6 protein-coding genes and 1 other RNA gene are annotated in these 9,618 nt (G+C 64.4%); 6 read left to right on the top strand and 1 reads right to left on the bottom strand.

Translation table 11 applies throughout. The annotated features are described in order from the left end of the window. Positions 1–358: 358 nt before the first annotated feature. An RNA gene (gene ffs, locus V7Q81_RS12330) (signal recognition particle sRNA small type) lies at positions 359–457 on the bottom strand. A 366-nt stretch (positions 458–823) separates the two neighbouring features. Between ffs and acs the strand changes: the two genes are divergently transcribed. The 6 genes from acs (at position 824) to V7Q81_RS12300 (ending at position 9,510) form a co-directional block, all read left to right on the top strand. Further along, positions 824–2,788, top strand: coding sequence for an acetate--CoA ligase (acs, locus tag V7Q81_RS12325; protein ID WP_333843729.1), 1,965 nt, complete (start codon positions 824–826; stop codon positions 2,786–2,788). 57 nt (positions 2,789–2,845) lie between these two features. Continuing rightward, positions 2,846–3,880: an MBL fold metallo-hydrolase gene (locus V7Q81_RS12320; protein WP_333843727.1), complete on the top strand. Its 1,035-nt coding sequence runs from the start codon at positions 2,846–2,848 to the stop codon at positions 3,878–3,880. 79 nt (positions 3,881–3,959) lie between these two features. Next, on the top strand, positions 3,960–4,169 hold the full coding sequence (locus V7Q81_RS12315) for a hypothetical protein (protein WP_333843725.1): 210 nt from the start codon (positions 3,960–3,962) through the stop codon (positions 4,167–4,169). A 13-nt stretch (positions 4,170–4,182) separates the two neighbouring features. After that, the gene (locus tag V7Q81_RS12310) at positions 4,183–7,032 is read left to right on the top strand and encodes an ATP-binding protein (RefSeq protein ID WP_333843722.1); all 2,850 of its coding nucleotides are present in this window, start codon (positions 4,183–4,185) and stop codon (positions 7,030–7,032) included. Then, positions 7,001–7,378 carry a response regulator transcription factor gene (locus tag V7Q81_RS12305; protein ID WP_333843719.1) on the top strand — a complete coding sequence of 126 codons (378 nt, stop codon included), beginning with the start codon at positions 7,001–7,003 and terminating at the stop codon, positions 7,376–7,378. Before V7Q81_RS12310 ends, V7Q81_RS12305 begins: the two co-directional genes overlap by 32 nt. After that, the gene (locus V7Q81_RS12300) at positions 7,375–9,510 is read left to right on the top strand and encodes a 3'-5' exonuclease (RefSeq protein ID WP_333843716.1); all 2,136 of its coding nucleotides are present in this window, start codon (positions 7,375–7,377) and stop codon (positions 9,508–9,510) included. Before V7Q81_RS12305 ends, V7Q81_RS12300 begins: the two co-directional genes overlap by 4 nt. The last annotated feature ends 108 nt before the right edge of the window (positions 9,511–9,618 follow it).

The following is a 9,618-nucleotide window of genomic DNA, read 5'->3' as shown; positions in this document are numbered from 1 at the left end:
CCTTCCAGTCCCATTGAGCTGCCAGCCGCACGAGACTCACGTCCGCACGGGAAGAATCCGATCTGCCACCTTCGAGTGCGATCCCGTCCATCCCCCAGGCCGGGGCAGCCAGCACCGCGCCCAAGAGTGCAGAGATTTTTTTCACTTGGGGATTCTCCTTTCAGCGCAGGGGTGCATCCTGCCAGAACAATCGAACCTCGAAAACGTTGGGCCCCCTCCCTGCCCCTTGTCGGCAAGAGCGGGTACACCGCATCTTTTCACCCGTGCTGGGAAAGCTTGACGGTCCCTTGCCCCCGCCCGGGGCAACGGAGGACGCCAGCCCACGGTTGGCAATCCCTCCCCGACGCGAGATGAAAAGGGCGGCGAGCCCGACCCCCGGCACTTGCAGAGAATAGCTGTGGCTGCTTCCTTCCGGACCTGACCAGGTTCACTATCGTGCAATGCGGGGAGGCCCGCCGATGAGCGTGTGACCGTCCGGGAGCTGAGCCCATCGCGGGGCGGCGCGCTCGCCGAGCCGGGCGGGACTCCGGGCCCCTCCTGGGCCCGTCCCGAAATGTCCCGTAGGGTACCACATACGCCTGTCGCCCGTCCCACGGCTCGGCCCCCCAAGGGCTCGGGGCGATACCGGCAAGCTCGGCGCTGGGGGGGACGATGAGTCTTGTGTCTTATACAAGATTGGCGGTAAGGTAATAGCAAAACGACGCCGCGCCCGGTCGAAGCCCACCGTGGTGCGAGTCTACCGCGCCGCACTAAAATGCTCTAAAACAAAAAAAAGACGGCGGCAGGAATTGTTCACCCTTCCATGACCCTCAAGGAGGAAGCCATGGCGGCAATCGAGTCGGTGCTCCAGGAAACACGGATCTTTCCCCCGAGCGAAGCGTTCGTACAGCAGGCCAACGTCAAGGGCATGGACGCCTACCGGGCGCTATGCAAGGAGGCGGAACAAGACTACGAGGGGTTCTGGGCGCGCATCGCCCGGGAACAGGTCACGTGGCATAAACCCTTCACCCAAGTGCTGGACGAGAGCAAGGCGCCCTTTTACCGCTGGTTCAGCGACGGGATGCTCAACGCTTCTTACAACTGCCTCGACCGACATCTGTCCACCCAGCCGGACAAGATCGCCATCATCTTCGAGGCCGATGACGGCAAGGTCACCAAGGTGACCTACAAGGAGCTGTACCGGCGCGTATGCCAGTTCGCCAATGCTCTGAAGTCCCTCAAGATCAAGAAGGGCGATCGGGTGGTCATCTACTTGCCGATGAGCATCGAGGCAGTGGTCGCCATGCACGCGTGCAACCGCATCGGCGCCACCCACTCCGTGGTCTTCGGCGGCTTCTCGTCCAAGGCGCTCCACGAGCGCATCGTCGACGCCGGAGCAGTAGCGGTCATCACTGCCGACGAGCAGATGCGGGGCGGGCGAGCGATTCCCCTAAAGCCCGCGGTGGACGAGGCCCTGGCCATGGGCGGCTGCGAAGCGGTGAAAAGCGTCATCGTCTATAAGCGCACGGGATGCGATCTGCTGTGGCATCCGACCCGTGACCTGTGGTGGCACGAGCTGGTGAACGGCCAGGGGGACACCTGCGAGCCCGAATGGGTAGAAGCCGAACACCCCCTGTTTTTGCTCTACACCTCTGGCTCCACCGGCAAGCCCAAGGGCGTGCAGCATTCCACCGGCGGCTACTTGGTGCACGCTGCCCTCACCATGCGCTGGACTTTCGACTACAAGCCGAGCGACATCTTCTGGTGCACCGCCGACGTGGGCTGGGTGACCGGACACACCTACATTACCTACGGGCCCCTGGCCGTGGGCGCCACCCAGGTGATGTTTGAAGGCGTGCCCACCTATCCCGATGCGGGTCGTTTCTGGAAAATGATTCAGGACCACAAGGTGACGGTATTCTATACCGCCCCTACTGCCATCCGTTCCCTCATCAAGGCCGGGGCGGACCAGCCCAAGAAGTACGACCTGTCGAGCCTGCGCATCCTGGGCACCGTGGGCGAACCCATTAACCCCGAGGCCTGGATGTGGTACTACGAAACGGTGGGGAACAAGCGCTGCCCTATCGTGGACACCTGGTGGCAGACCGAGACCGGAGGTCACATGATCACGCCGCTGCCAGGAGCAACGCCCCTCAAGCCTGGCTCTTGCACCCTGCCGCTGCCCGGCATCATGGCCGACATCGTGGACGAGACCGGTCAGTCGGTGGAGAAAGGCAAGGGCGGGTTCCTGGTCATCCGGCGCCCCTGGCCAGCCATGATCCGCACCATCTGGGGCGATCCGGAGCGTTATGTCAAGAGCTACTTCCCCAACGACTTCGGCGGCAAGCTCTACGTGGCGGGCGACGGCGCCAGCCGCGATCAGGACGGCTATTACTGGGTCATCGGGCGCATCGACGACGTGCTCAACGTGTCCGGGCACCGGCTGGGGACCATGGAGATCGAGTCCGCCCTGGTGGCCAATCCCCTAGTGGCCGAAGCGGCGGTGGTAGGCAAGCCCCATGAGGTGAAAGGGGAAGCAGTCGTCGCCTTCGTGGTCCTAAAAGGTCCGCGCCCTTCGGGCGAGGAGGCTCAGAAAATCGCCGCCCAGCTCAGGAACTGGGTAGGCGAGCAGATCGGCCCCATCGCCAAACCCGACGAAATCCGGTTCGGAGACAACCTACCGAAAACCCGGTCGGGCAAGATCATGCGCCGGCTGTTGCGCTCCATCGCCAAGGGCGAAGAGATCACCCAGGACGTCTCCACGTTGGAGAACCCGGCGATCCTGGAGCAGCTCAAGGTGACCCAGTGAGTTGGCGGATCGCTCTCGTGACCGGCTCGGGACGGAGGATCCCCCCGACGGGGTGAATTGGCGAGCGCCCTCATCGGCGGGGCGCCATGGAACGGCGTCCCGCCGCATTCGTCTTTTCCCAATTCCCTTCCGGTGACGCTGCCCGCCTTGATTCAGTACGACCACGGCATCGTCGCCGTGGACTCGGGCTATTACCGGCCCCATCTAGACGCGATCCATATCATCGTGGAACGGGGCCGCGCAGCCATCGTGGACACGGGCACCAGCCACTCGGTCCCGGGGCTGCTGACTGCGCTGGAGACGCTGGGCGTAGACCGGGACGCGGTGGACTACATCCTGGTCACCCACATCCATCTGGACCACGCGGGCGGCGCCGGGCAGCTCGCCCGGGCCCTGCCCCGAACCCCCATCGTGGTCCATCCCCGCGGTGTGCGTCATCTGGTGGATCCGGGTAAGCTGGTGGCCAGCACCCAAGCGGTCTACGGGAAAGAAGAATTCCGCCGACTCTACGGCGAAGTGCTGCCGGTGCCAGCCGAGCGGCTAATCGAAGCGCCCGACGGCTTGCGCCTCTCCCTGGCCGGGCGAGAGCTTGTGTTTCTCGACACTCCCGGCCACGCCCGGCATCATTATTGCGTCTACGATGCACGTTCCCAGTCAGTCTTCACCGGCGACACCTTCGGCATCTCTTACCGGGAGTTCGACGGGGAAGGAACGGAGTTTATCTTCCCCACCTCGACCCCAGCCCAGTTCGATCCTGACGCGGCTCACGCCTCCATCGACCGGCTGGCGGGTCTTGCACCCAGGCACGCTTTCCTCACCCACTACAGCCGGGTGTCCCACGTGGCCCGGCACGCCCACACCCTGCACCGGCTGTTGGAAGAGTACCGCCGCCTGGCCGAGCTGGCCCGCGCCGCGGGGCCGGAGCGCCATCGGGTGCTCACCGAGGGTCTGCGGGAGTTGCTGCTCGCGGAGGCCCGGGCGAGCGGCAGCCCCCTACCCGAGGAGACCGCGGCCCGGCTTCTCGCCATGGACATCGAGCTCAACGCCCAAGGAATCGAAGTCTGGATGGACACCTCGACGGCGAAGGCCTGAACGGGGACGATCCAGCCGGAGCAGGACGGATGCCAGGTGCTAATATTGAAAAGGGTCCGTCGCCGAAAGGGTTGCCGCCATGCGGGAGAACGTGACCGGGGAGCGGCTGATCGCCGTGTTCCTCCTCGGCTGCCTGTTATTCAACTATCCCCTTCTCGACCTTTTCAACAGCGACGCCGAGGTCTTCGGCATACCGCTTCTCTTCGCCTACATTTTCGCCGCCTGGATGCTGCTGATCGGGCTGATGGCCTGGATCGTGGAGGTGCGTCCAGGACGGCGGGAGCGCTAAGTCCGCTGCGCCGATGCTGCAAGGCTCGGTCATCGTCATCGCCTCGTTCGCCTATCTGGGCATCCTGTTTGCCATCGCCTATTACGCCGACAAGCGGGCAGATGCCGGCCGCTCGGTCATCGCCAACCCCTACATCTACGCCCTATCCCTGGCGGTCTACGCCACTTCCTGGACCTTCTACGGGAGCGTGGGGCGCGCCGCCTCTACCGGCATCGGCTTCCTCCCCATTTACCTGGGCCCCACCCTGATGGCGGCCTTGTGGTGGTTCGTGATGCTCAAGATCATCCGCATCAGCAAGGCCAACCGCATCACATCTATTGCCGATTTCATCTCCTCCCGCTACGGCAAGAGCCAGCTCCTGGGAGGACTGGTCACCGTGATCGCGGTCATCGTCATCATTCCTTACATCTCGCTGCAGCTGAAAGCGGTATCCAACACCTTCAGCCTGCTGCTCCACTATCCGGAAGTGTCTGCGCCCGCGGCACGCACGGCCCAACCGGTGGTGAGCGACAGCGCGTTCTACATCGCGCTGCTGCTGGCAGCCTTCACCATCGTCTTCGGGACCCGGCATTTAGATGCAACCGAACGGCACGAGGGCATGGTGGCCGCCATCGCCTTCGAATCCTTGGTCAAGCTGCTCGCCTTCGTCGCCGTGGGCTTGTTCGTCACTTTCGGTCTATACAACGGCTTCGCCGACATCTTCGACCGAGCGGCGGAGCTGCCCAAGCTCAACGCCCTGCTCACGGTGGGCGGCGCCGCGGGCACTTACGACACCTGGGCCTCCCTCACCGTGCTGTCCATGCTCTCCATCATGCTGCTGCCGCGCCAGTTCCAGATCTCGGTGGTGGAGAACGTGAACGAAAAGCACGTGCTCAAGGCGATCTGGCTCTTCCCCCTGTACCTTTTCGCCATCAACATTTTCGTGCTGCCGATTGCTTTCGGCGGCCTCATGCGCTTTCCCGAAGGCGGCGTGGACGCCGATACTTTCGTGCTCACCCTCCCCATGGCCGAGCAGCAGGAGGCGCTCGCACTGTTCGCCTTCATCGGAGGCCTGTCCGCAGCCACCGGCATGGTGATTGTGGAGACCATCGCCCTCTCCACCATGGTGTGTAATGACCTCGTTATGCCGGTGCTGCTGCGGCTGCGCTGGCTGCGGCTGACCGAACGCCCAGACCTGACCGGGCTGCTGCTCGGCATCCGGCGCGGCGCCATCGTCGCCGTGCTGCTGCTCGGCTACCTCTACTTCCGGCTCGCTGGAGAGGCCTATGCTTTAGTGTCTATCGGCCTCATCTCCTTTGCTGGCGTGGCCCAGTTCGCCCCGGCCTTCTTCGGCGGCATGTACTGGAAGGGCGGCACCCGCATCGGCGCCATTGCCGGCCTCATGGCGGGTTTCCTCGTGTGGGCCTATACCCTGCTCCTTCCTTCTTTCGCCCGCTCCGGCTGGCTGCCCATCTCCTTCCTCGAAGAGGGCCCTTTCGGCATCGAGCTGCTGAAGCCTCTGGAGCTCTTTGGCCTGCGGGGGCTCGACCAGAATACCCATTCCCTGTTCTGGAGCATGTTGGCCAACATCGGTGCCTACGTGGCCGGAAGCCTCCTCAGCCGCCCGAGCGTGGCCGAGCACAGCCAAGCCACCCTGTTCGTGGATGCCTTCAAGAAAGCCCCGGACGCCACCGGATCGCGCTTCTGGCGGGGGTCGGCCACCGTCGACGACCTGCGCCCCCTGCTCAGCCGCTTCCTCGGGGCCGTTCGGGCCGAGGAAGCGTTGCGCGAATATGCCCGCCGGCGCGGGCTTGGGGACGTGCACGACCTCCAGGCGGATGCGGACCTGGTCCACTATGCCGAAACGCTGCTTGCCGGCGCCATCGGCGCGGCCTCGGCCCGGGTCATGGTGGCCTCCACGGTGAAAGAGGAACCCCTGACCATGGACGAAGTTCTGAACATCTTGGACGAGACTTCCCAGATCATCGCCTATAGCCGTCAATTGGAGAGCAAGTCCCGGGCATTGGAGAAAGCGACTGCCGAGCTCAAGGCGGCCAACGAGCGCTTGCAGGAGCTCGACCGGCTGAAAGACGACTTCATCTCCACCGTCACCCATGAGTTGCGCACCCCCCTCACCTCGATCCGTGCCCTCACCGAGATCCTCCACGACAACCCCGATCTGGACACGGACGAGCGCACCCGCTTTCTCGGCATCATCATCAAGGAGAGCGAGCGGCTCACAAGGCTCATCAACCAGGTACTGGACCTGGCCAAGCTGGAATCCGGCAATGCCGACTGGCACAACACGGAGCTCAACTTGCGGGAGGTGATTGAGGAGGCGGTCGCCTCCACGGCTCAGCTTTTCAAGGAGAAGCGGGTCAAGCTGGAGACCCGCCTGGAGGCAGACGTGCCGTGCATCACCGCTGACCGGGATCGCCTGATGCAGGTCATGCTGAATCTGCTCTCCAATGCGGTGAAGTTCTGCGAGCCCGAGCGGGGACGCGTGATCGTCACCCTGAGGCGGGAGAGCAAGGCGCTGCGAGTGGACGTGAACGACAATGGAATCGGCATCAGCCCAGAGCACCAGAAAGTGATTTTCGAAAAATTCAGGCAAGTGGGCGACACCTTGAGAGCCCGGCCCTCGGGCACCGGGCTGGGGCTTCCCATCAGCCGCCAGATCATCGAGCACTTTGGGGGACGGCTGTGGGTCGAGAGTACGCCCGGACGCGGGGCCACGTTCTCGTTCACCATCCCCCTCGCTCCGGAGGGAGTCATCTCGACTGCACGGGGCGGACGGGCAGCCATGAGAGCCGAGACACGAGGAGAAATCGCCGCAACGGAGGAGGCCGATCATGGGCAAGCGGATACTGATCGCCGACGATGAGCCCAACATCGTCGTCTCGTTGGAATTCTTGATGGAGCGGCACGGCTACGACATTCGGGTCGCGGGCGATGGCGAAGAAGTTTTGCGCGCGGTCGAGGAGTTCCGCCCCGATTTGATCCTCCTAGACGTGATGCTGCCCGGCAAAAGCGGGTTCGAGGTCTGCCAGAAGTTGCGGGAAGACCCCGCCTGGCAAGGAGTGAAAATCGTGATGCTCACCGCCAAGGGGCGGGACACGGAGGTGGCCAAGGGGCTCGCCCTGGGGGCCGACGCCTATATCACTAAGCCCTTTTCCACCAAGGAGCTGATCGCCCAGGTGAAGAAGCTCTTGGGGGAACAGATCGCGTGAGCCGAGGAAGATTCCTCCTCGTCCTGGCACTGTGCTATGGGGCGGTCATCGGCTTGCCCGGGCTGCTCGGCTGGCTCGTGTGGCGCCGCCTTCCCGCCGAGCTGCAAGAGGCGGCGTCGGCCGCCCTAGCAAACCAGGCAGTGCTGTTCGTCATGATCGCTGTGGGCGTCCTGTTCGCCCTGGCGATCCTGCTCGAGCTGCTTTCCAACCTGTATCTCATCCCCATTCGCCGGTTGCGCGAAGACCTGCAGGTCATGCTGGAAGCCAATCCCGCCCATCGGGCAACGCCCGAAGGCGCGGCCGACGTGCGCACCCTCGTGGAAAGCGTCAACCATTTCGCTGAACACCACTACGCCCTTCTGAAGCAGGTGGAGGCGCGGGTAGCGGAAGCTAAGCGGGCGGTGGAGGAGGAAAAAAACCGCCTGGCGGCGGTGATCTCGGAGCTCGCCCAGGGCGTGTTGGTGTGCAACATCGAGGGGCAGATCCTGCTCTACAACAACCGCGCCCGCCAGCTCCTTTCCGCCAATGCCGCGGCATCGGCGAGCAGCGGGCTGGTGGGGCTCGGGCGCTCGGTGTTTGGCGTAATTGACCGGCCGCTCATCCTCCACGCCCTGGATACCATCCACAGCCTGCTCTCCCAGAAGCGCCCCCATATCGTGGCCCGCTTCGTCACCACGCCCCCCTCGGGGCAGCTCGTGCGGGCAATGGTAGTGCCGGTGCTTAGCAACGAGGGGCTGAGCGGCTTCGTCATGACCCTGGAAGACGTGACGCGCACCGTGGAGCTGGGCAGCCGCCGGGATGCCCTGCTGCAATCCGTCACGGAAGGCAGCCGTGCTGCCCTGGCCAGCATTCGCGCCGCGGTAGAGACGCTGCAGAGCTTTCCCGACATGCCGCCAGAGCAGCAGGGGCGCTTCATCGCCGTGATCAGCCAGGAAGCGAGCCGGCTGAGCGAGCGCATCGAGGAGGCGATCCAGGAATTCTCCGACGCCATGAAGGCACAGTGGGTCATGGAGGACATGCTCGGCGAGGACCTGCTCGCCGCCGCCTGCCGGCGCATCGAGGCGCGGCTCGGGCTCGCCGCCAAGGCCGAGATTCTGGCGTCCGACCTGTGGGTGCGGGTCGACAGCTTTGCGCTGGTCCAAGTGCTGGCCTACCTGGCCGCCCGGCTTAAGGAGGATTTCGACGTGCGGGAGGTACGCCTTCGGCTGGGCAGTGAGGGGCGGCTTGCCCATTTGGACCTGGTCTGGCGCGGTGCCCCCCTTTCGGCGGAAACCGTGTTTGCCTGGGAGAGCGAACCCCTTACCGCAGGAGGCGAAGACCTGCCCCTTACGGTGAAGGACGTGATCGAGCGCCACGATGGAGAGATCTGGTACCAGCGGGACCGCCCCGCCCAGGAGTCATATTTTCGCCTGCTGATCCCGGCGAGCGCCCCGGAGACGATCAGCTTCCAGGTCCCCGTCTTGCCCGGAAGCCGTCCCGAATACTACGACTTCGACCTCTTCCGCCAGCAGCCCTCCAGCCCGGCGCTGGACGAGCGCAGGCTCACGGAGCTCAAGTACACCGTATTCGATACCGAAACCACGGGGCTAGAGCCCTCGGCAGGCGACGAGATCATTTCCATCGGAGCGGTGCGCATCGTCAATGGCCGGCTGCTCCTGCACGAGGTGTTTGATCAGTTGGTGGATCCACACCGGCCCATGTCGCCCGAATCCATCAAGGTGACCGGCATCGACCCGTCCATGCTGCGGGGCCAACCTCCGATCGAAGCGGTGCTCCCGGCGTTCCATCGCTTCTGCGAGGATTCGGTGCTGGTCGCCCATAACGCGGCTTTCGATCTGCGCTTCCTGCAAATGAAGGAAGCGCAGGCGGGCGTAAAGTTCGACCAGCCGGTGCTGGACACGCTGCTCCTTTCCGCCGTAATCCAACCCAACCAGGAGGATCACAAGCTGGAGGCGATTGCCGCGCGGCTGGGCGTTCCCGTAGTGGGCCGGCACACGGCGCTCGGGGACGCCATTGTGACCGCCGAAGTGTTCCTCAAGATGATTCCGCTCCTTGCCGAGCGCGGCATCCACACCCTGGGCCAGGCTCGGGAAGCCTCCCAGCAGACCTATTATGCGCGCCTCCGGTACTGAAAAGCCGCGTCAAGGGACGGCCTCTCCCCACGGGCGCACCGGTCCCGGGGAAGCGCCGCCCATGGACCGCTTGCTCGCCTCGCTCGTCCACCCCCCCGTCACCTGTCC

The sequence above is a fragment of the Pelomicrobium sp. genome (assembly GCF_036803785.1).
GTDB lineage: Bacteria > Pseudomonadota > Gammaproteobacteria > Burkholderiales > UBA6910 > Pelomicrobium.
The sequence above is the reverse complement of the archived record's forward strand: the minus strand, read 5'-3'. Positions and strand labels throughout refer to the sequence as shown.